Below are 20,364 nucleotides of genomic sequence, written 5' to 3'. Positions count from 1 at the left end.
GAAGTGGACCTGGGGGAGAACACCCTGAACGCCCTGCCCGTCCCTGGCCCGACCTACTCGCGCCGCGACATCGGCGTCGGCATCGTGCATTTCGGGGTCGGCGGATTCCATCGTGCCCATCAGGCGATGTACGTCGACCGGCTGCTCGAACGCGGCGCCCGCAACTGGGGCATCTGCGGCGTCGGCGTCATGCCCGGCGACCGCCGCATGCGCCACGCCCTCGCATCCCAGGACGGCCTCTACACCCTGATCCTGCGCCACCCGGACGGCAAATGGGAACCGCGGGTGATCGGTTCGATCGTCGACTACCGCTACGCCCCCGACGATCCCGAGGCGGTGATCGAACTGATCGCCGCACCCACCACCCGCGTCGTCTCGCTCACCGTCACCGAGGGCGGTTACAACATCCGCCACGACACCGGCGAATTCGACGTCGACGACCCCGCCGTCCGCCGCGACCTCGAGCACCCCGACGCGCCGGCCACCGTCTTCGGCCTGGTCACCGCCGCGCTCGCGCGCCGCCGGGAGCGCGGGCTGCCGTCGCCGACGATCATGTCGTGCGACAACATCGAGGGCAACGGCACCGTCGCCCGGCGGGCTTTCACGTCCTTCGCCGAACTCGTCGACCCCGATCTCGCCGGCTGGATGCGCGAGCACACCCGGTTCCCCAACTCGATGGTCGACCGCATCACCCCCGTCACGACCGACGACATCGCCCCGGAACTCGACGCCCGCTTCGGCGTCCGCGACCGCTGGCCCGTCGTCGCCGAACCGTTCACCTCGTGGGTGCTCGAGGACGACTTCTCCTGCGGCCGTCCGGCCTTCGACGAGGCCGGGGTGCAACTCGTCGACGACGTCGCGCCGTACGAGTTGATGAAGCTGCGCCTGCTCAACGCGAGCCACCAGGCGCTGGCCTACTTCGCCCACCTGTGCGGCTACCGCTACGTGCACGAGGCCGCCCAGGACCCTCTGTTCGCGGAGTTCCTGCTCGACTACATGGACACCGAGGCCACCCCCACCCTGCGGCCCGTGCCCGGCATCGACCTCGCGCAGTACAAGCGCACCCTGATCGAGCGCTTCGCCAATCCCGAGATCCGCGACACCGTCGCCCGGCTGTGCGCCGAATCCTCCGACCGCATCCCGAAGTGGCTGCTGCCGGTGGTGCGGGAGAACCTCGCCACGGGCGGATCGGTGCGCCTGGCCGCCGCCGTCGTGGCCGGCTGGGCCCGCTACGCCGAGGGCATCGACGAGGCCGGCGACCCCATCGAGGTCGTCGACCGGCTCGCCGACACCCTCGGGCCCCTCGCCCGCAGCCAGCGCGAGGAGCCGACCGCCTTCCTCGGGAACCGGTCCGTCTTCGGGGATCTCGCCGATCAGCCGCGGTTCGTCGAGGCCTACCTGTGGGCGCTCGGGTCCCTGCACCGCGTCGGGGCCCGCGCCACCCTGCAAGCCCTGCGCAGCAAGGTCGGATCGTGAACGGGCCCGTCCTCGTGATCGGCGAGGCGCTCGTCGACATCGTCCGCCGGGGCGCGGCCGAGCCCGTCGAACACGTCGGCGGCAGCCCGCTCAACGTCGCCGTCGGCCTCGGCCGGCTCGGCCGCGACGTCGAGTTCGTCACCCATATCGGCGACGACGACCGCGGCCGCCGTATCGTCGGCCACCTCGCGGCCTCGAAGGTGCGGCTCGCCGCCGGCAGCAGCACCGCGGCGCGCACCCCGACCGCGACCGCCGTGCTCGACGAGAACGGCTCCGCCACATACGAGTTCGACCTGGAATGGCAACTGCCCGATCCTCGTCCCACGCCCGGTGCCCGGCACGTGCACACCGGATCCATCGCGGCCCTGCTCGAACCCGGCTGCGAGGCCGTCGCCGCGCTGCTCGACCGGCACGTGCCCACCGCGACCGTCAGCTACGACCCGAACGTCCGGCCCGCGCTCGTCGGCGACGACCCGCGCACCCGCGACCGCATCACCCGGTTCGTCGCGGGCGCCGACGTCGTCAAGGCCAGCGACGAAGACCTGCGCTGGTTCGCCCCCGGCCGCGACCCCCGCGACGTCGCGCGGGAGTGGCTCGCGCTCGGGCCGGCACTCGTGGCGGTGACGCTCGGTGCGGGCGGTGCCGTCGCCGTCGCGCGGTCCGGCGCCGTCGAGGTCGCCGCGCACCCGGTCGAGGTCGTCGACACCGTCGGCGCCGGCGACGCGTTCATGGCCGGCCTGCTCGACGCCCTGTGGACCCAGGAGCTGCTCGGCGACCGCGAGGGCCTGCGCGGGATCGGACCGGACGCGCTGCGCACGGCCCTGGACGTCGCCGCGCTCACCGCGGCCCGCACCGTCGCGCGTGCCGGCGCGGACCTGCCCACCCGCGACGAGCGGGACGCCGACCCGAAGGAGCCGTGGTGACGCTCGTCGCCGGGATCGACTCGTCCACCCAGTCCTGCAAGGTGCTCGTCTGCGACGCGCACACCGGCCGCATCGTGCGGCAGGGCCGCGCCCCGCACCCCGGCGGCACCGAGGTCGACCCGCGTGCCTGGGCGGACGCCCTCGACCGCGCCGTCGCCGCCGCCGGCGGGCTCGCCGACGTCGCCGCGGTGTCGGTCGGCGGTCAGCAGCACGGGCTGGTGACCCTCGACGAGACCGGGACGGTGGTGCGCCCGGCGCTGCTGTGGAACGACACCCGCTCGGCCGCGGCCGCCGCCGACCTCGTCGCCGATCTCGGGGGCGGACAGAAGTGGGCCGACGCCGTCGGCGTCGTCCCGCTCGCCGCGATCACCGTCGCCAAGGCCCGCTGGCTCGCCGACCACGAGCCCGCCCGCGCCGACCGCACCGCGGCGCTGTGCCTGCCGCACGACTGGCTGACCTGGCGGCTGGCCGGAGGATCGGACATCGGTGCGCTGATCACCGACCGCAGCGACGCCAGCGGCACCGGCTATTACAGCGCCGCCGACGACGCCTATCGCACCGACCTGCTCGAACTGGCGTTGCGCGGCCGGCGGCCCCTGCTGCCCCGGGTGGCCGGACCGGCCGAACAGGTCGGGGAGACGAGCCGGGGCGCCGCGCTGGGACCCGGCGCCGGGGACAACGCCGCCGCCGCCCTCGCCCTCGGTGCGCGCGAGGGCGACGTGATCGTCTCCGTCGGCACGTCGGGCGTGGTCTCGGCGGTCTCGGTCACCCCCACCCGCGACCCCGACGGGCTGGTCGCCGGCTTCGCCGACGCCACCGGCCGCCACCTGCCGCTCGTGTGCACCCTCAACGCGGCGCGGGTCCTCGACGCCACCGCCGCGCTGCTCGGCGTCGACCACGACGAACTGTCACGGCTCGCGTTGTCGGCCCCGCCCGGCACCGGCGGGCTCGTGATGGTGCCGTACCTCGAGGGCGAGCGCACCCCCAACCGCCCCGGCGCGACCGGCGCGATCCACGGCCTGCGCCTGACGAATTCGACGCGGGAGCACCTGGCGCGCGCGGCCGTGGAGGGGCTGCTGTGCTCGCTCGCGGACGGCCTCGACCACATCACCGCGCAGGGCGTGCCGGTGCGACGGGTGCTGCTCGTCGGTGGCGGCGCCCGTTCCCGCGCGCTGCGCGAGGTCGCGCCCGGCGTGCTCGGGGTCCCGGTCGAGGTGCCCGAGCCGGGCGAGTACGTCGCCGTCGGCGCGGCCCGCCAGGCGGCGTGGGTGCTCGACGGCGGTGCGGAACCACCGCGGTGGCAGGGTGGTGCCGTGCAGCGTTACGAGGCCGACCCGATGCCGGCCGTGCGCGCCCGGTACGCGGAGGTCCGCGACCTGACCGAGGGCACGATCCGTTGCAGCTGACGCGGGTGGCCGGCTCAGGACAGGCCGAAGGCACTGGCCAGGAAGTCGATCAGCCAGGAGAAGATCTCGGCGGACCCGATCACGCTCGAGCCCTCGTCGGTGGTGTCGGCGAGGGCTGTGCCGGGCGCGAGCGCCGACAGGACTGTGGCGCCGAGAACTGCCGTGGTGATGCGAGCCGACGTCCGCATGAGCGTCTCCTTCCGACGGGTATCGAAACCAGTTCATGATCGCCCGGGCGTGCACCGGTTCGCGACCGCGATGAGTTCCGGTTCCGTCTCGGGTCGATATCTGTGACACCGACGGCAGCGACGCCGACGGCAGCGACACCGACGTCTGTGACACCGACGTCTGTGACACCGAGGGCAGTGCCGTCATCCACCCGAGCAAGGAGAAGACGATGCCGAAGATCACCCCGTTCCTGTGGTTCGACACCGAGGCCGAGGACGCGGCCAAGTTCTACACCAGCGTGTTCCCCGACTCCCGCATCCTGGGCACCACCTACTACCAGGACGCCGGCCCCAAGCCGGCCGGCACCGTCATGGCCGTCGACTTCGAACTCGACGGCCAGCGCTACGTCGCGTTCAACGGCGGCCCCGAGTTCTCGTTCTCCGAGGCGGTGTCGTTCCAGATCGACTGCGCCGACCAGGACGAGGTCGACCACTACTGGAACGCCCTCACCGAGGGCGGGGAGGAGAGCCAGTGCGGCTGGCTGAAGGACCGCTTCGGGCTGTCCTGGCAGGTGGTGCCGCGGCGGCTCTACGAGCTGCTCTCCGACACCGACCCCGAGGTGGGACGGCGCATCACCGAGGCGATGTTGCAGATGCGCAAGATCGAGATCGCGCCGCTCGAGGACGCCGCCCGCGGCTGAACCCGAGCGGCGGCCGAGCCCAGCTATCACCGCGGTGGCGGTGATAGCTTTCGGTCGATGACCACGCGCACCGAGCGGCTCGACGAGCTCCCGTTCACCCGCAAACACGGCAGGCTGCTGCTCGGCTCCGGTGTGGGCTGGGCGCTCGACGCCATGGACGTCGGGCTCATCTCGTTCGTGATGGCCGCCCTGGCGGTGCAGTGGGGCCTGAGCACGACCCAGCTGTCGTGGATCGGTTCGATCGGCTTCGTCGGGATGGCCGTCGGCGCCGCGCTCGGCGGCCTGCTCGCCGACCGGATCGGCCGGCGCCAGGTGTTCGCGGTGACACTGCTGGTGTACGGCCTGGCCACCGGTGCCGCCGCGCTCGCCGGCTCCGTCGCGGTGCTGATCGTGCTGCGGTTCGTCGTCGGTTTGGGTCTCGGGGCCGAACTTCCGGTGGCGTCGACCCTCGTCAGTGAATACGCGCCGCGCCGGCAGCGCGGCCGCATGGTGGTGGCGCTCGAGGCGTTCTGGGCGGCCGGGTGGATCCTCGCCGCCCTCATCGGCTACTTCGTGATCCCGCTCGGCGACGACGGCTGGCGCTGGGCGCTGGCCGTGGGGATCGTCCCCACCCTGTACGCGGTGGTCGTGCGGTTCGGCCTGCCCGAATCCGTCCGGTACCTCGAGAGCCGTGGCCGCTACGGCGAGGCCGAGACGGCCGTCCGGTCCTTCGAGACGTCCGCCGGCGTCGACGCGCCCCCGGACCAGGAGGAGACGTCGCGCCCGGTGCGCACCGACCCGGCGGCGGCCGAGTCGATCTGGTCGTCGCGGCTGCGGCGCCGGACCGTCGCCCTGTGGACGGTGTGGTTCGGCATCAACCTCTCGTACTACGGGGCCTTCATCTGGCTGCCCAGTCTGCTGGTCACGCAGGGCTTCGATTTAGTGAAGTCCTTCCAGTACACGCTGATCATCACGCTCGCGCAGTTGCCGGGATACGCGGTCGCCGCGTGGCTGATCGAGGTGTGGGGGCGGCGCGCCCCCCTGACGAGTTTCCTCGTCGGCTCGGCGGCGGCCGCCGGGCTGTTCGGACTCGCCGACACCCCCACCCGGATCGTCGCCGCCGGAATGGCGTTGTCGTTCTTCAACCTCGGCGCGTGGGGCGCGCTGTACGCGATCGGTCCGGAACTGTATCCGACGTCGGTGCGGGCCGCCGGGGCCGGTGCGGCGGCCGCGTTCGGGCGCATCGCATCGATCCTGGCGCCGCTGCTGGTGCCCGGGCTGCTCACGGCCGGCGGCAACCCGCTCGTCTTCGGGGTGTTCGCGGCGGCGTTCGCCGTCGCCGCCGTCGCCGCCTACACGCTGCCGGAGCGCAAGGGGCAGGTGCTCGAGGCCTGAGCCCTACGCCCGTGCGGGCGGCGCCTGGCTGCAGGCCGTCGCCACGGCGAAGGCCCCGAGGGCCGTGCCGGTGACGAGGCGCTGCGCCCGCACGGCCCGCGGGTGCGTTGCCACGCGGCGCGCGACGGCTGCCGCGCCGAGCACGATCAACCCGTTCACCGTCAGCGCCACCCCGATCTGGACCGCGCCGAGCACGAGTAATTGCCGCCACTCGGGACCGGCGGCGGGCGAGACGAACTGGGGCAGCAGCGCCGCATACATCAGGGCGATCTTCGGGTTGAGCACGTTCGTCGCGAGGCCCATGCCGAACAGTCGCGCCGCCGAGTGCTCGGTCGCAGGGGCCGGGGCGAAGAGTGCACCGCCGCCGGGACGCAGGATGCCCCATGCGAGATACGCGAGATAGCCCGCGCCGGCGAACCGCAGGAGATCGTAGGCGACGGGGACCGCGGCGAACAGGGCGGAGAGCCCGGCCGCAGTGGCGAGCAGGTAGCAGAGGAACCCGGCGCCGACACCCGCGAGGGACACCAGGCCGGCCCGGCGGCCCTGCGCCAGCGACCGGGAGGTCAGGTACATCATGTTCGGGCCGGGCGTGAGGACCATGCCCAGCGCGACCACGGCCACCCCGGCCGCAGCGGAGGCAGAAACCACGGGAACCCCTTCCGTTCGGGACAGGATCGAGAGTGCCGCGCGGAAACGTGCACGTCCATCACGGCTTTGTGCATGGTTCTGTGTAATGTTGCTACATGCTCGACGTCGACGGGCTCGTGGCCCTGCGTGCGCTGCGTGACCACGGCACGGTCACCGAGGCCGCGAGCGCCCTCGGATACACGCCCTCCGCCGTCAGCCAGCGCGTCAAACGGCTCGAGCGACGCCTCGGCGCGGCCCTCACGGCCCCGGCGGGCCGCCGGGTGGTGCTCACCCCCGCCGCCCAGCGCCTCCTCGACGACGCCGAACCCCTTCTCGGGCAGCTGGAATCGGCCTTCTTCCGGGTCTCGGGATCGTCGCGGATCGCCGGCGCGGTCACGGTGGCGGCATTCACGACGGCGATCCGGGCCGGTATCCCCGCGGCGCTGGCCTCGGCCACCATGGGCCGGCCGGATCTGTCCGTCAGGGTCGTCGAGGCCGACCCGGTCGACGCTGCCCTGAGGGTGGCCACCGGGCGGGCCGACGTCGCCGTGCTGCACCACTGGCGGTCGCTGCCGCGGGTGTTGCCCGACACCCTCGTCGCCGAACATGTGCTCGACGACGGCGCCGACGTGATCGTGCGCGCGGACCATCCGCCGGCCCTCGGCGAAACGCTCTCACCGCAACAGCTCTCGTCGTCGGACTGGGTGTCCACCGGCGAGGGGACGCTGTGCCACGAATGGCTGATGTCCATGTTCGCCGGGCACGGCCTGCGCCCCCGGATCACCTGCACGTCGAGTGACTTCGACATCCATCTGGACTTCGTGCGCGCCGGGCTCGCCGCCGCGCTGGTCCCGCGACTGGGCCGCAGGCCGCTGGGACCGGACCTGGTGGCGATACCCGCGCCCGGCGCCGTGCGGGTCGTCAGCGTCGTCCGGCGCGCCGGTCAGGTCGACGACCCGACCCTTGCGCACGTCGTGTCGCACCTGCGCATGTCGTTGAGCGCGTAACCATCGAGGCCCCGCGAGTGCGCACGTCTCGCGCCGATTTCCGAGGACGCGCGACGGGATGTGCGCACTCGGTGCGCGTGGAGTCATCCTTCTGTGCATTCCCAGCCATGTTCGCCCGCCATCCGGGGACCTAGTGTTCCAGATCACAAGCATCCGGCGGCGGGTGGTGCGCATTCGAGGCCCCCGCCGCGACCCGAAAGGACGGACCTGGACGTGGCGTCACTGCAGACGGTGCAGAGGATCGGACCGGTGCTGGACCTGTTCACGGTGCAGCAACCCGAGTGGGGAGTCTCCGAGGTCGCGGCGGCGATCGACGTTCCCCGATCGAGCGCGCACGCCCTGCTGTCGAGCCTGGTCGACACGGGGCTGCTCCAGTGCCGCGCACGCGGACGCTACCGGCTCGGTTGGCGCGTCGTGGAGCTGGGAGAGACGCTGCGCGGCACCGTCGACGTCCGGTCCTGTGCCGCCCCGGTCCTCGAGCGCCTGGTGGAGAAGTACGGCGAGACAACTCATCTCGCGGTCATGGATCGATGGAACGTCCTCTATGTGGACAAGATTCTCGGCAATCACAACATCACCGTGCAGGGTGCGCGGATCGGGACGCGCCTCGATGCGCATTCCACGGCGGTGGGCAAGGTGCTGCTCGCGCAACTCGAGGAGATCGAGGTGCGCCGGTATCTGGCCATGCGCCCGTTGCGGCGGCTGACACCGTCGACCACCACGAACCCCCAGGCACTTCTGGACGCCCTGGCCGGTGTGCGCTCGGCCGGCTTCGCTGCGGACCTCGGGGAGACGGTCTCGGAGGTGCACTGCGTCGCCGCCCCGGTGCGCGACGACCTGGGTTCCGTCGTGGCGGCCGTGAGCGTGAGCGTGCCCGCGACGCGCTTCGTCCAGCGGCGACCGCAGCTCGAGCGGGCCGTGGTCGGTGCCGCGCACGAGATCACCCGGGCGATCGCCGAAGCCCACGACTGCAGTCCCGTGCTCCTGCGGGACGACCCGGGTGCCGCCGGTTTGACGGCGGCGAGCCCACGCGCCTCCTGACCACGAATCCGACCGCACGAACGAGACAAGCGAAAAAGAGGAGCCATGGACACCGCCGCCCACAAGGCCGCAGACCGACTGCTCGAGGTGTATCGCACGGGGGAACCGATCGATCCGCTCACCCCGGACCATCCCGACGCGTCGATCGAACTCGCCTACCGGATCCAACAGCTGCAGGTCGAGCAGTGGACGCTGGCCGGTGATGTCGTCAAGGGCCACAAGGTGGGCTTGGCCTCCCGCGCGATCCAGCGGCAGATAGGCGTCGATCAACCCGATTTCGGGCACCTGACCGCGAGCATGTTCCACCTCGAGCACCAGCCGATCCCCGCCGGCCGCTTCCTGCAGCCGCGGATCGAGCCCGAGGTGGCGTTCGTGCTCGGCCGGCCGCTGGCCGGTCCGGGCGTCACCGCCGCCGAAGCCGCGCGGGCCGTGGACTTCGTGCTGCCCGCACTCGAGATCGTCGACTCGCGGATCCGGGACTGGAAGATCGGCATCTTCGACACCATCGCGGACAATGCCTCCTCCGGCGGCGTGATCCTGGGGAGCCGGCCGGTCTCCCTCGGCGACGTCGACCTGAGGCTGATCGGATGCACGCTCCACATAGGCGGTGAACTCACGGCGACGGGAGCAGGCGGAGCCGTGCTCGGGTCCCCGCTCAACGCACTGGTGTGGCTGGCCAACACGGTCGGCCCGCTCGGGGTCACCCTCGAACCGGGGCATGTGGTGCTTCCAGGCTCCATGACCAGGGCGTTCCCGGTGGCGGCGGGCGACTCCGTCGTGGCGAACATCAGCGGGCTCGGCAGCGTCACCGCCGTGCTCGGCGGAAAGGACGAGAAATGAGCGACCAGTTGTGGAGCGCGGCCCGCGTCGCCGACGTGCTGCTGCGTGCGGAGGACACCGCGACCCCGCAGACGTCGATCCTCGCGGAATGGGACGGACTGGACCTGGGGACCGCGTACGCCGCGCAGGACATCGCGTTGCGCATGCGGCTCGCCCGCGGCGAGCGGCTCACCGGCGTGAAGCTCGGGGTCACGTCGAAGGCGAAGCAACGGCAGGTGGGCGTGGACTCGCCGTCCACCGCGTGGCTCACGGACCGGATGATCCTGCCGATCGGCGAGCCTGTCCCGCGCGAGAAGATGATCCACGCCCGCGCGGAGCCGGAGATCGCGTTCGTCATGGGCCGCAGGCTCGAGGGACCCGGGGTCTCGGCCGCGACCGCGCTGGCCGCGGTGGAGCACGTGGTCGGCGCGATCGAGATCATCGACAGCCGGTTCTCCGGCTACCAGTTCTCGATGATGGACGCCGTCGCGGACAACAACTCGTCCGGACGGTACGTGACCGGTCCGGTCGGCCGTGCGCCGGAGGATCTCGATCTCGCCCTCGAGGCGTGCCTGCTCGAGGTCGACGGCGAGGTGGTGGACTCGGCGACGGGCGCCGCGGTGCACGGACATCCCGCGGAGGCGCTGGCCTTCGCCGCGAACACCCTGGCCGAGCGGGGACTCGCCATCGAGGCAGGGTGGGTGGTGCTCACCGGCGGCATGACCGACGCGGTGCCGGTGCAGCCGGGGGCGCGCATCGCCGCGCACTTCACCACCCTCGGCACCGTCACCGTGGCGGGAGGCTGACGATGCCGTTCATCGACGTGACGATCGCGGAGGGGCGCAGCCCGGACGAGCTCCGGAGGCTGATCCACGAACTGACCCAGGCGGCGCACCGGGCGCTGGACGCGCCGCTGCCCAACATCCGGGTGGTGCTGCGGGAGACGCCGAAGACACACTTCGCGGCGGGTGATGTGACGATCGCCGAGCGTGAGACACGGGCCTGAACGGTCCGGATATCCCGAACTGCGACAACGCCCGCCGACGACGCAGTCGAGCATCGTGATCGGGCCGGATCGGGGCGGGGCCGCGGGATACACAAGGGAGACACCATCCCCTGCATCCCCCGGAGAACCCGATGACGTCGAACCGACAGCGCGCCCTGACCCTGGTTGCCGAGCCCGAGCCCGGCTGCGAACGGGTGGCGGACCGGATGTACCACGACCTGCTGTCGCCACCGGAGGTGCGACAGGTGCGCGACCGCGTCCGGGACTTCGCCACCCGGGCTGTCGCGCCGATCGCCGGCCGGATCGCCGGCGGGGACGAGCGCCTCGACGGGTTCCCGCGGGACGCGTTCGAGGCCATGGCCTCGAACGGTCTGTTCCGCATTCCCTTCACCGCGGACGTCGGTGGCGACGGACTCACGCATCGCGCCACGGCCACCGCGGTGGCCGTCGAGGAACTGGCGTACTACTCCAACAGTGTCGCCGCCATCTACGACGTCCATTGCATCCTCGCCGGCACGGCACTGGACCAGGGCACCGAGGCGCAACGGCACCGATGGCTGCGTCCCGTCGTCGACGGGGAGATCGTGGGGTCGTTCGCGACGAGTGAGCCCGGTGCGTCGAGCGATCTCTCTCCCGAAGCGGTGCAGACCGTCGCGAGCCCGGACGGCGACGGCTGGGTACTCACCGGCCGCAAGCGGTGGATCACCAATTCGGTCGTCGCCGGCGTCGTCGTCGTGCTCGCCCGGACCGGCGACAGCCTCACCACCTTCATCGTTCCCACCAGCGCACCGGGCGTCACCGTCGGCACACCCGACCGCAAACTCGGCAACCGTGGGCAGATCACGGCCGACGTGATCCTCGACCGTGTTCGGCTCGGACCGGAAGCGGTGCTCGGGCGGGTCGGCGGCGGCCTGCGCGTCGCGCTCCGGACACTCACGTACGGCCGCATCGGAATCGGCGCCGCCGGCGTCGGCATGGCGCAGGCCGCCTTCGACCGCACCGTCGCGCATCTGAAGTCGCGGCACGCGTTCGGTGGTTCGCTGGCTTCCAAACAGCACTGGCAGTTCGTGATGGCCGACTACGCGGCGGATCTCGAGGCCGCCCGCAGCCTGTACCTGAAAGCGGCTCTTCGGCTCGACGCCGGGGAGCATTTTCCCGAGCCCGAAGCGGCGATGGCGAAGCTGCGCGGCACCGACCTGGCGGCGCGCATCGCCCGGGATGCCGTGCAGGCGTTCGGCGGACTCGGATTCGTGCAGTCCCTCGGAGCCGACGACACCGAAGGACCGGTCGAGGCGATATACCGGGACAGCAAGATCGGTGAGATCTACGAGGGCGCCAACGAGATCCAGCGATGGGTCCTCGCACGACAGATCTTCGGACGCGATCACACCGGATAACGGAACATTCTCCGCACATCATTCGGAGCGCGGGACGGTCGTCGATCTCCGGCGAGGAAACGGGACGAACGGTTCTCGCGGGACTGCGGACGCGCGGTGCACGCGGTCCGCCCGTCCCGGCGACTATCGTACGGCTCGACCGAGCCGGAAATGCGCGGGGCTGGAGCCGAACTGCCGACGGAAGGCACGGCTGAAGTGGGACACGTCCCGGAAGCCGACCAGGCCGCTGATCTCGGTGACCGTGAGGTCGGTTTCCGACAGCAGGGCACGCGCGCGTCCGAGGCGTACCTGGTACAGCCAGGTACGGGGGGTGGTTCCCGCCGTGCTGAACAACTTGTGGATGTACCGCACGGACATTCCGAGTTCCACGCCGACATCGGCGAGCGTGTGGTCGGGGTCTCGGAGATACCGGACCATGGTGCTCTGCACCTTGCGAAGGTCGTCCGCGTGGATCCGCTTCGTGGCGCTCAACGGGGGCGATTGTTCACCGATCGCGCTCACGAGCAGATCCAGCGCCGCGGCCGCAACGGTTGCCGAAGAGCCCTGCGACAAGGGGGTATCGGCGGTGGCGACCTCGACGAGGAACCGGGACACGAACCGTCCGATTCCGGACTGCCCGGAAATGCCCTGGCCTGTCACGCTGTTCATGAGCTCGACGGGAAGGCGGGAGGTCAGCTGCTCACGCGGCGTGCGCAGCACGATCTGCTCGAATTCGGTTGTGGCGTCGACGACGAACGGTGCCGACGAGTCGACGATGCCGAAGGCGCCGTCGGTGAGGGTCGCCGACCGGGTCCCCTGCGTCAGGATCGCGGAACCGCGCGTGATCAAGCACAGCAGGTAGTCGTCGTTCGGATCCGAGGTGATCATCGACGGTGTCCGCACCACCGCGTGCGGATCGGCATGCACCACACTGACGGTCATCTCCCCGAGCGGGCGCGCGACCAGATCCGCCGCGAAACGGTCGTGCGTCTGCGGCCAGTCGACGTCCATCTCGCAGTAGGTCGTCTCGAGCGTGTCCGTCCACCGGGCACGACCTTCGGTGGACTCCAGTTCGCGCGTGCTCAGCGCCAATCTCCGGCCGGACGCCGCGGTGCACGGGGAGTCATCCTTCGGTGCACTGTCGGTCATGTTCCCGCTCACCTCCGCCTTCTAGTGTTCCAGATCACAGGAACTCGGCGGGCGGACGATACCGCGGGACACCCCGTCTGCGCGACCCCGGCCGTCATCTCCGGATGAGCCCACGACAGGAGAGCGACATCATGACCACCACCCATACCTGGATCGACGAGATCACCATGGAGGAACTCGACCGCGACCCGAATCCGATCTACGAGCGGCTGCGCCGGGAGGCGCCGGTCGCCTACGTCCCGGCGATCGGGATGCACGTGGTGGCCACGAGGGAGCTGTGCCTGCAGATCACCCAGGACTCCGAGACGTGGTCCACGGTGATCGCCCCCTCGGGCGGGCGGACGTTCGGGACCGGAACCGTGCTCGACTCCAACGGCGAGCGGCACCGCAAGCTGCGCGAATGGATCGATCCGCAACTCCGGCCCGCCGCGGTCGACTCCTACGTGGAAGCGCTGGTCCGGCCGCAGGCGCGGAGCATCCTCGAACGGATCGAGGAACTCGGGGCCGTGGACATCCAGGAGGCCTATTTCGCTCCGGTCAGCGTCCGTGCGGTCGGTGACCTGATGGGTCTGCGGAACGTCCCCTCGGAGACGCTCGTGCGGTGGTTCCAGACGCTCGCGCTGTCGTACGGCAACGCCGAGGTCGACGAGAACGGCGAGTTCGCCCATGCCGAGCCCTTCGAGGCCGGAGACCGGATCAAGGAGGAGATCGTCGCCACCGTCGATCCGTTGCTCGACCACTGGACCCGCAATCCCGACCACACGTTGATCTCGCACTGGTTGCACGACGGAATGCCGGAGGGGCAGGTGCGGGAGCGGTCGGAAATCTACCCGAACATCTACGTCTTCCTGCTCGGTGCGCTGCAGGAGCCCGGTCACGTCATGACGACGACACTGGCGGGCCTGCTGCAGCATCCCGACCAGCTCGAGCGCGTCGTCGACGATCCGGATCTCCTCCCGCGGGCGGTCAACGAGGGCGCGCGCTGGGTAGCGCCGATCTGGAGCGCCGCCGTCAAGGTCGCGAACCGGGAGGTCACCGTCGGCGGCGTCGACCTGCCCGCGGGTACGCCGGTCATACTCGCGTACGGCTCGGCCAACCGCGACGAGACGGTGTGGGCGAACCCGGACGCCTACGACGTGGACCGGCCGGTCATGCCGCACCTCGCCTTCGGCGCCGGCAAGCACGCCTGTGCCGGCACCTACCTCGGGACCGCGATCGTCCGGATCGCCCTCGAGGAGTTGTTCGAGACGATCCCGAACATCGAACCCGACCCCGACCGCACCCCGAGCTTCTGGGGCTGGACCTTCCGCGGCCCGCAGGGCCTGCACGTCCGATGGGAGGTGTAGTCGTGAGCCACTCGGTGACCGTTTCCGGGCAGGACGGGGCCTTTCCCGGCGCGCCCGACCGTTCGGTACTCGAGTCCGCACTGCGGGCGAACCGCTGGTTGCCGCACGCGTGCTCGCAGGGCACCTGCGGGACCTGCAAGATCAGGGTGCTGTGCGGCGAGGTGGACCACGGCCGGCCCGACGAGACCATCCTGAGCGAGGCGGAGCGCGCGTCCGGGCTCACACTCGCCTGTCAGGCGACACCTCGCACCGATCTGACCGTCGCGCCGTTGAACGACGTGCCCCCGGACGGGCCGAGGCATCCCTTGCGCGACCACGCCGGCACCGTGCTCGAGCTGGCCGACATCGCACGGTGCACCCGCCGGCTCGTCGTGGAGCTGGACGAGCCGATGGAGTTCTCCGCCGGTCAGTACGCCGAGTTGATCGTGCCGGGTTCCGTTGTGGCGCGTCAGTACTCGATGGCCAATCCGCCCTCCGAGTCGCGCCGGCTCGAGTTCCACATCAAGCGGGTCGATGGAGGGCTCGCGACGGAGGGGTGGATCTTCGGCTCGCTTCGGCCGGGAGACCGGATCGGGCTGCGCGGGCCGCTGGGGCAGTTCGCCCTGGTTCGTCCCCAGGAAGAACCGGCCATTCTGGTCGGCGGCGGAACGGGGCTTGCCCCCTTGAAGTCGATTGTGCGCCATGCACTCTCCAACGATCTTGTCCCGAGCATCGACCTGTACCACGGAGGGCGCGGGCAGGCGGATCTGTACGACGTGGACTTCTTCCGGGCTCTCGAGGCCGCCGATCCCCGATTCCGCTACCACCCTGTACTCAGCGAGGAGCAGTGGGACGGCGCCACCGGCGTGGTCACCGACGCCGTGCTCGACGACTTCGCCAGTTGCAAGGGGCGCAGCGCATACCTGTGCGGGCCACCCGCCATGGTCACCGCGGCGGTCAAGGCGCTCAAACGGCGTCGCATGGCGCCCCGGTTGATCTTCAAGGAGGAGTTCGCCGTCGGCAGCGCGCCGCCGGTGATGTCGCCGGTGTGACCGGTTCCGCGGCCGGGTGTTCGGGTTCACCCCGAGCACCCGGCCGGTCGTCGTTCAGTGTCGGTGCCCCGGTTCGCGGCCGGCGCGTTCCTTCCGATACTGGCCGGGGCTCGCGCCGAAGGCGGCGCGGAACGTCCTGCTGAAGTGGGAGACGTCCCGGAAGCCCGCGCATTCGCTGACCTCGGCGACGGACATCTCGGTCGTCAGCAGGTACTTCCGCGCGCGCTCGAGCCGTGCCTGATACAGCCATGCGCGCGGAGTGGTGCCCGCTGCGCTGAAGAGCTTCTGGACGTTGCGCAACGACATCCCGGCGTCGGCGGCGACGTCCGGAAGCGTGAGCTCGGGATCGTGCAGCTTCTGTTCGATGACCCGCTGGACGCGGGTGAGATCTTCCGTGCGGTGCAATTGGGCGGCACCGGTCGCGACAGTGCCTTCGGTGAGGGCGGTGACCAGCATGTCGACGGCCGAGGAGGCGAACGACACGGCGGCCCCCCGCGAGATGGGGGCATTCATCGTCGCGATGTCGACGAAGAAGCGACCGACCAGTCCGCCCGGCCCGGTCTCGCCGCAGATCGTGCGGGCCGTGCCGTGTTCGACGATCCGCCCCGGCAGGCGCGAGGTGAGCAGCTCACGAGGAGACCGCACGACGATCTGCCGGAACGGTGCGGGGGAGTGGAAGACGAACGGGGTGGCGCAGTCGAGCAATGCGAACGACCCTCGCTCGACCGTCGTGGTCCGGCCCGACTGCTGCACCTCGACGTGGCCCTCGGTCACGATGCACACGAGATAGCCTGCACCGGAGTCGGAGTCGACCATCGCGGGCGAGCGGACCACCGTGTGGGCGTCGGCCCGGATCGTGCTGACGTGCAGATCGCCGAACGGCCGGCCGCCCCATTCCGCGTCGAAGTGACGTCGTGGGTTCGGCCACGCGACGTCCATCTCGCAGTACAGCTGCCCCAGCGTGCTCGCCCATCGGGTGTGCCCCTCGCTCGTGTCCAGCTCCTGCGTCCGCAGGGAAACGATGCCGGGGGCCGCTCCGTTGCGCGCAGAGTCACCCGTTTGTTCGCGCTCAGCCATGTTCCACCACACCTCCGCCTTCTAGTGTTACAGATCACAGGAACGTGGCGCCCGGAACGATATCCCAACCCCCGGCCCCGCGCGACCACCGAGGACGGTTACCGAAGCGCGCCAGCGTGATCGGTGCCGGGATCCTCCGAAGTCGGCGGATACGGCCGGGCCGGGTCGACGCCCGTCGTGCCGTTCCCCACCCGAGCCGATTCCTGCACCACACCCCCGAGACCAGGAGTGAAGACCATGACGACCACATCGATCCTGGGCGACGCCGTCGGAGCGCCCAACACCGTCCGGCCCATGACCGGCGACGAGTACATCGAGTCGCTCCGCGACGGTCGTGAGGTGTACTTCCGTGGCGAGCGGGTCGACGATGTCACCACACATCCGGCCTTCCGCAATTCGGTCCGGTCGGTGGCCCGGATGTACGACGCGATGCACAAGCCGGAAGCGAAGGGCATCCTGTCGGTGCCGACCGACACCGGTAACGGAGGATTCACCCATCCGTTCTTCAAGACGGCGCACAGTGCCGACGATCTGCTCCTCGCTCGTGATGCGATCGCCACCTGGCAGCGCGAGGTGTACGGCTGGCTGGGCCGCTCGCCCGACTACAAGGCGTCGTTCCTCGGCACCCTCGGAGCCAACGCGGAGTTCTACGGGGAGTACCAGGACAACGCGAAGCGGTGGTACAAGGAAGCACAGGAACGCGTGATCTACATGAACCACGCGATCGTGAACCCCCCGATCGACCGCGACAAGCCCGCCGACGAGACCGCCGACATCTGCGTGCACGTGGTGGAGGAAACCGACGCGGGCCTGATCGTGTCCGGCGCCAAGGTGGTGGCGACCGGGTCGGCGATCACCAACGCCAACTTCATCGCGCACTACGGCCTGCCGCTCCGCAAGAAGGAGTTCGGCCTGATCTTCACCGTCCCGATGGATTCGCCGGGCCTGAAGCTGTTCTGCCGTACGTCCTACGAGATGAACGCCGCCGTCATGGGTACGCCGTTCGACTACCCGCTCTCGAGCCGATTCGACGAGAACGACGCCATCATGGTGTTCGACCGGGTGCTGGTGCCGTGGGAGAACGTCTTCGCCTACGACACCGAGACGACCAACGGGTTCGTGATGAAGTCGGGCTTCATGTCTCGCTTCATGTTCCACGGTTGCGCCCGTCTCGCCGTGAAGCTGGACTTCATCGCCGGCTGTGTGATGAAGGCGGTGGAGATGACCGGCTCGGCCGGATTCCGCGGCGTGCAGATGCAGATCGGCGAGATCCTCAACTGGCGTGACATGTTCTGGGGACTGTCCGACGCGATGGCGAAGACGCCCGATCCGTGGGTCAACGGTGCCGTGCAACCGAACCTCAACTACGGTCTCGCCTACCGCACCTTCATGGGCGTCGGCTACCCGCGGATCAAGGAGATCATCCAGCAGACCCTCGGCAGCGGCCTGATCTACCTGAATTCGCATGCGAGCGACTGGGGTAACCCCGAGATCCGGCCGTACCTCGACCAGTACGTTCGCGGGTCGAACGGCATCGTGGCCATCGATCGTGTCAAGCTGCTCAAGCTGCTCTGGGATGCCGTCGGTACCGAGTTCGGCGGCCGGCACGAGCTGTACGAGCGCAACTACGGCGGCGACCACGAGGCCGTGCGCTTCCAGACGCTGTTCGCCTACCAGGCTCAGGGCCTGGACAACCAGCTCAAGGGCTTCGCCGAGCAGTGCATGTCCGAATACGACATCGACGGCTGGACGCGCCCGGATCTGATCAACAACGACGATCTGAAGATCGTCCGTAGCTGAACGGGGCGCAGCGATGAGGAGCACGGTCATGACCGACACCGCCCGGGGATCCGATCTCGACGTCACGCCTCTGCACATGCGTAAGGCCCTCGGCCGGTTCGCCAGCGGCGTCACCATCGTCACCACCGCCGAGTCCGAGGACGAGGCCTCGGTGCACGGAATGACCGCCAACGCGTTCACCTCCGTGTCGCTCGATCCGCCGCTCGTGCTCGTATCGATCGCCAACCGCGCCAAGATGAACGAGCGGATCCGCGAGGCGGGGCGGTACGGCGTTTCGATCCTCGCCGGGGACCAGGAACCGTTGTCCCTGCACTTCGCCGGCGCGGCGAACCAGCCGGATCTGGTTCGGTTCGTGTGGCGCAAGGGCGTGCCTCTCCTCGAAGGTGCACTGGTTCACCTCGCGTGCACCGTGGTCGATTCGCATCCCGCGGGTGACCACACCCTGCACGTGGGCCGGGTGGAGCGGCTCTGGTACGACGACGGGCACCCGCTGGTGTTCTACACCGGCACCTTCCGGTCGCTCGAGCTGCAGGGCAGGGACGAACCCTGGGGGTTCTGATCGAGCAGGGCGGGGTGGCCGCGGCGGGCGTCGCGGTCACCCCGCCTCTCGAACCCCCGAGCGAATGTGCCGTTGTGTCGGATAGATCGACGTAACGGCACATTCGCTCATGCCCCGCTGATCACCGCGCCGGCTGTGCGGCCGCCGCGCGCGCCGTGATCTCGCCGGCGCGCGTGGCAGCGGCCGGGTTGCCTGCGATGGACCAGTTCACCGGATCGACCTCGACGATCTGTCCGCGCACCAGATCCCGCTGCGCCCCAAGGATCTCGACGATCAGATCGGTGAATCGCGCCGCCAACTCCTGGCGCTGCTCGATCGGGCGTCCGGCGAGGACGATCGCGGTGAAGTAGGGGGCCGGGGTGCCGCCGTCGGCGATCACCGTCCCGGCCGTCGCGGCGTCGTCCGGGTCGTACCGGACGACGAACGCCCGCACTCGCTCGATCGGGGAGTCGAGGACCTCCGCGTAGCAGCGGCTCGCGTCGGCGAGCAGCCGACGTCGTTGCTCGGCAGTGTAGGCGCCGTCGACGAGATGGAAGTGTGCAACGGGCATGGCCGCTCCTTTGTGACGTTTTGGGGTACAGATCTAGTGGACGCCGTGACTATTGGACTCCGTGACTATTGGACTCCGTGCCGGGTCCCGCCGTCGACGGTGAGGACGCTTCCGTGCAGCACGGCGGCCTCGGGGGCGAGCAGCATCTCCAGAGTCCAGCCGATCTCGTCGAGGGTCGGTAGCCGGCCGAGCGTGGTCTTGGCGCGGTAGCGGTTCCAGATCTCGCCGGGGTCGCGGCCGGTCTCGGCGGCTTCGGTCTCGACGAACTTCCGCAGCCGTGGCGTGTCGACAGGCCCCGGCGCGATGGTGTGGGTGGTGACGCCCTTCGGGCCGTACAGCGCGCTGAGCTGGCGCATGAGGTTGAAGACCGCGGCGTTCACCGTCCCCGGCCCGGCGTCGAGCGGGCCGGGTTCGAGTCCGAGCGACCCGGCGATCGTCACGAAACGCGAACCCGGCACCAGGTGGTCGCGGACGGCGTGCAGCAGCCGCACCAGCCCGCCGACCTTGATGTTCGCGCCGACCGCGAAGTCTCCCGGCGCGATGGTGTCGGCCGAGCCGCGCACCGGAAGTCCGGCCGCGAACACGGCCATCCGCACCGGTGCGTCGACGTGGGCGGCGATCGCCTCGATCGCGCTGTCGTCGGCGATGTCGGCGACGCACGGGACGATCAGGTCGTCCGAGGCCGCCAGCTTGTCGAGGTCGTCGGCGTTGCGGGCGACGGCGATCACGCGAAGGCCGCGACGGGCCAGGCGACGGGTGAACTCGGTGCCCATCGCACCGGTCGCGCCGACGACGACACACACTGAGGACGAAGTCATACCTGTGCTCCCTCTTGCCGTTGTGGAACGCCCGGACGATCCGCGCAGTAGCGGGACGGGCGATTGGTCGTTCGGCCGCGATCGACGCGCCGAACAGAAATCCGCCCACGC

Annotated in this window: 21 protein-coding genes; 15 read left to right on the top strand and 6 right to left on the bottom strand. The window is 70.3% G+C overall.

Annotated features, from left to right (window positions below; all coding sequences use genetic code 11):
- Nucleotides 1–3: 3 nt before the first annotated feature.
- Genes JYA75_RS23825 through xylB form a run of 3 tightly spaced genes read left to right on the top strand, consistent with a single transcriptional unit; the run spans nt 4 to nt 3,805 of the window.
- Nucleotides 4–1,476, top strand: coding sequence for a mannitol dehydrogenase family protein (locus JYA75_RS23825; protein ID WP_029542295.1), 1,473 nt, complete (start codon nt 4–6; stop codon nt 1,474–1,476).
- On the top strand, nt 1,473–2,399 hold the full coding sequence (locus JYA75_RS23820; protein WP_043799219.1) for a carbohydrate kinase: 927 nt from the start codon (nt 1,473–1,475) through the stop codon (nt 2,397–2,399). Before JYA75_RS23825 ends, JYA75_RS23820 begins: the two co-directional genes overlap by 4 nt.
- Nucleotides 2,396–3,805: a xylulokinase gene (xylB, locus tag JYA75_RS23815; protein ID WP_185713692.1), complete on the top strand. Its 1,410-nt coding sequence runs from the start codon at nt 2,396–2,398 to the stop codon at nt 3,803–3,805. Before JYA75_RS23820 ends, xylB begins: the two co-directional genes overlap by 4 nt.
- Before the next feature lie 14 nt (nt 3,806–3,819).
- Here xylB and JYA75_RS23810 read toward each other — a convergent pair whose 3' ends face one another.
- Nucleotides 3,820–3,993 (bottom strand): hypothetical protein, encoded by a 174-nt coding sequence (locus tag JYA75_RS23810; RefSeq protein WP_161996180.1) that lies wholly within the window; start codon nt 3,991–3,993, stop codon nt 3,820–3,822.
- A 209-nt stretch (nt 3,994–4,202) separates the two neighbouring features.
- Here JYA75_RS23810 and JYA75_RS23805 point away from each other — a divergent pair, with 209 nt between their 5' ends.
- Both JYA75_RS23805 and JYA75_RS23800 read left to right on the top strand, forming a co-directional pair.
- Nucleotides 4,203–4,673, top strand: coding sequence for a VOC family protein (locus JYA75_RS23805; RefSeq protein WP_161996179.1), 471 nt, complete (start codon nt 4,203–4,205; stop codon nt 4,671–4,673).
- Between the two features lie 57 nt (nt 4,674–4,730).
- Complete coding sequence (locus JYA75_RS23800; protein ID WP_185713691.1) at nt 4,731–6,047, top strand: MFS transporter; 1,317 nt, start codon at nt 4,731–4,733, stop codon at nt 6,045–6,047.
- A gap of 3 nt (nt 6,048–6,050) precedes the next feature.
- On the opposite strand, the gene JYA75_RS23795 is transcribed toward JYA75_RS23800, so the two are convergent.
- A complete protein-coding gene (locus tag JYA75_RS23795; protein ID WP_185713690.1) occupies nt 6,051–6,695 on the bottom strand; it encodes a LysE family translocator in 645 nt (214 codons plus the stop codon).
- 95 nt (nt 6,696–6,790) lie between these two features.
- Here JYA75_RS23795 and JYA75_RS23790 point away from each other — a divergent pair, with 95 nt between their 5' ends.
- The 6 genes from JYA75_RS23790 to JYA75_RS23765 all read left to right on the top strand — a co-directional run bounded on the left by JYA75_RS23790 (nt 6,791) and on the right by JYA75_RS23765 (nt 11,944).
- Entirely contained in the window at nt 6,791–7,681 is an 891-nt protein-coding gene (locus JYA75_RS23790; RefSeq protein WP_203329447.1) for a LysR family transcriptional regulator, read from the top strand.
- 213 nt (nt 7,682–7,894) lie between these two features.
- A complete protein-coding gene (locus JYA75_RS23785; RefSeq protein WP_029542304.1) occupies nt 7,895–8,722 on the top strand; it encodes an IclR family transcriptional regulator in 828 nt (275 codons plus the stop codon).
- Nucleotides 8,723–8,767: 45 nt separating this feature from the next.
- On the top strand, nt 8,768–9,562 hold the full coding sequence (locus JYA75_RS23780) for a fumarylacetoacetate hydrolase family protein (protein WP_203329446.1): 795 nt from the start codon (nt 8,768–8,770) through the stop codon (nt 9,560–9,562).
- Nucleotides 9,559–10,347 (top strand): fumarylacetoacetate hydrolase family protein, encoded by a 789-nt coding sequence (locus JYA75_RS23775; RefSeq protein WP_006933875.1) that lies wholly within the window; start codon nt 9,559–9,561, stop codon nt 10,345–10,347. Before JYA75_RS23780 ends, JYA75_RS23775 begins: the two co-directional genes overlap by 4 nt.
- A gap of 2 nt (nt 10,348–10,349) precedes the next feature.
- Nucleotides 10,350–10,547, top strand: coding sequence for a tautomerase family protein (locus JYA75_RS23770; RefSeq protein ID WP_006933877.1), 198 nt, complete (start codon nt 10,350–10,352; stop codon nt 10,545–10,547).
- 131 nt (nt 10,548–10,678) lie between these two features.
- Nucleotides 10,679–11,944 carry an acyl-CoA dehydrogenase family protein gene (locus tag JYA75_RS23765; protein WP_006933879.1) on the top strand — a complete coding sequence of 422 codons (1,266 nt, stop codon included), beginning with the start codon at nt 10,679–10,681 and terminating at the stop codon, nt 11,942–11,944.
- Between the two features lie 123 nt (nt 11,945–12,067).
- Here JYA75_RS23765 and JYA75_RS23760 read toward each other — a convergent pair whose 3' ends face one another.
- The gene (locus JYA75_RS23760) at nt 12,068–13,072 is read right to left on the bottom strand and encodes an AraC family transcriptional regulator (RefSeq protein ID WP_044475768.1); all 1,005 of its coding nucleotides are present in this window, start codon (nt 13,070–13,072) and stop codon (nt 12,068–12,070) included.
- Nucleotides 13,073–13,203: 131 nt separating this feature from the next.
- Here JYA75_RS23760 and JYA75_RS23755 point away from each other — a divergent pair, with 131 nt between their 5' ends.
- On the top strand, nt 13,204–14,418 hold the full coding sequence (locus JYA75_RS23755; protein WP_029542310.1) for a cytochrome P450: 1,215 nt from the start codon (nt 13,204–13,206) through the stop codon (nt 14,416–14,418).
- 2 nt (nt 14,419–14,420) lie between these two features.
- Nucleotides 14,421–15,449 (top strand): 2Fe-2S iron-sulfur cluster-binding protein, encoded by a 1,029-nt coding sequence (locus JYA75_RS23750; RefSeq protein WP_203329445.1) that lies wholly within the window; start codon nt 14,421–14,423, stop codon nt 15,447–15,449.
- A gap of 54 nt (nt 15,450–15,503) precedes the next feature.
- On the opposite strand, the gene JYA75_RS23745 is transcribed toward JYA75_RS23750, so the two are convergent.
- Nucleotides 15,504–16,526, bottom strand: coding sequence for an AraC family transcriptional regulator (locus JYA75_RS23745; RefSeq protein WP_203329444.1), 1,023 nt, complete (start codon nt 16,524–16,526; stop codon nt 15,504–15,506).
- A 237-nt stretch (nt 16,527–16,763) separates the two neighbouring features.
- Between JYA75_RS23745 and JYA75_RS23740 the strand changes: the two genes are divergently transcribed.
- Both JYA75_RS23740 and nphA read left to right on the top strand, forming a co-directional pair.
- Nucleotides 16,764–18,326: a 4-hydroxyphenylacetate 3-hydroxylase N-terminal domain-containing protein gene (locus tag JYA75_RS23740; protein WP_043799290.1), complete on the top strand. Its 1,563-nt coding sequence runs from the start codon at nt 16,764–16,766 to the stop codon at nt 18,324–18,326.
- A gap of 28 nt (nt 18,327–18,354) precedes the next feature.
- Nucleotides 18,355–18,885, top strand: coding sequence for an NADH-dependent flavin reductase (gene nphA / locus JYA75_RS23735; protein ID WP_006933892.1), 531 nt, complete (start codon nt 18,355–18,357; stop codon nt 18,883–18,885).
- A 121-nt stretch (nt 18,886–19,006) separates the two neighbouring features.
- Here nphA and JYA75_RS23730 read toward each other — a convergent pair whose 3' ends face one another.
- Both JYA75_RS23730 and JYA75_RS23725 read right to left on the bottom strand, forming a co-directional pair.
- Nucleotides 19,007–19,435, bottom strand: a complete 429-nt coding sequence (locus tag JYA75_RS23730) for a tautomerase family protein (RefSeq protein WP_006933894.1) — start codon at nt 19,433–19,435, stop codon at nt 19,007–19,009.
- A gap of 65 nt (nt 19,436–19,500) precedes the next feature.
- Nucleotides 19,501–20,253 carry an SDR family oxidoreductase gene (locus JYA75_RS23725; RefSeq protein WP_006933896.1) on the bottom strand — a complete coding sequence of 251 codons (753 nt, stop codon included), beginning with the start codon at nt 20,251–20,253 and terminating at the stop codon, nt 19,501–19,503.
- Between the last annotated feature and the right edge of the window lie 111 nt (nt 20,254–20,364).

Source organism: Rhodococcus sp. PSBB066 (genome assembly GCF_017068255.1).
Lineage (GTDB): Bacteria > Actinomycetota > Actinomycetes > Mycobacteriales > Mycobacteriaceae > Rhodococcus > Rhodococcus aetherivorans.
This window is presented reverse-complemented; position numbering and strand designations above follow the sequence as displayed.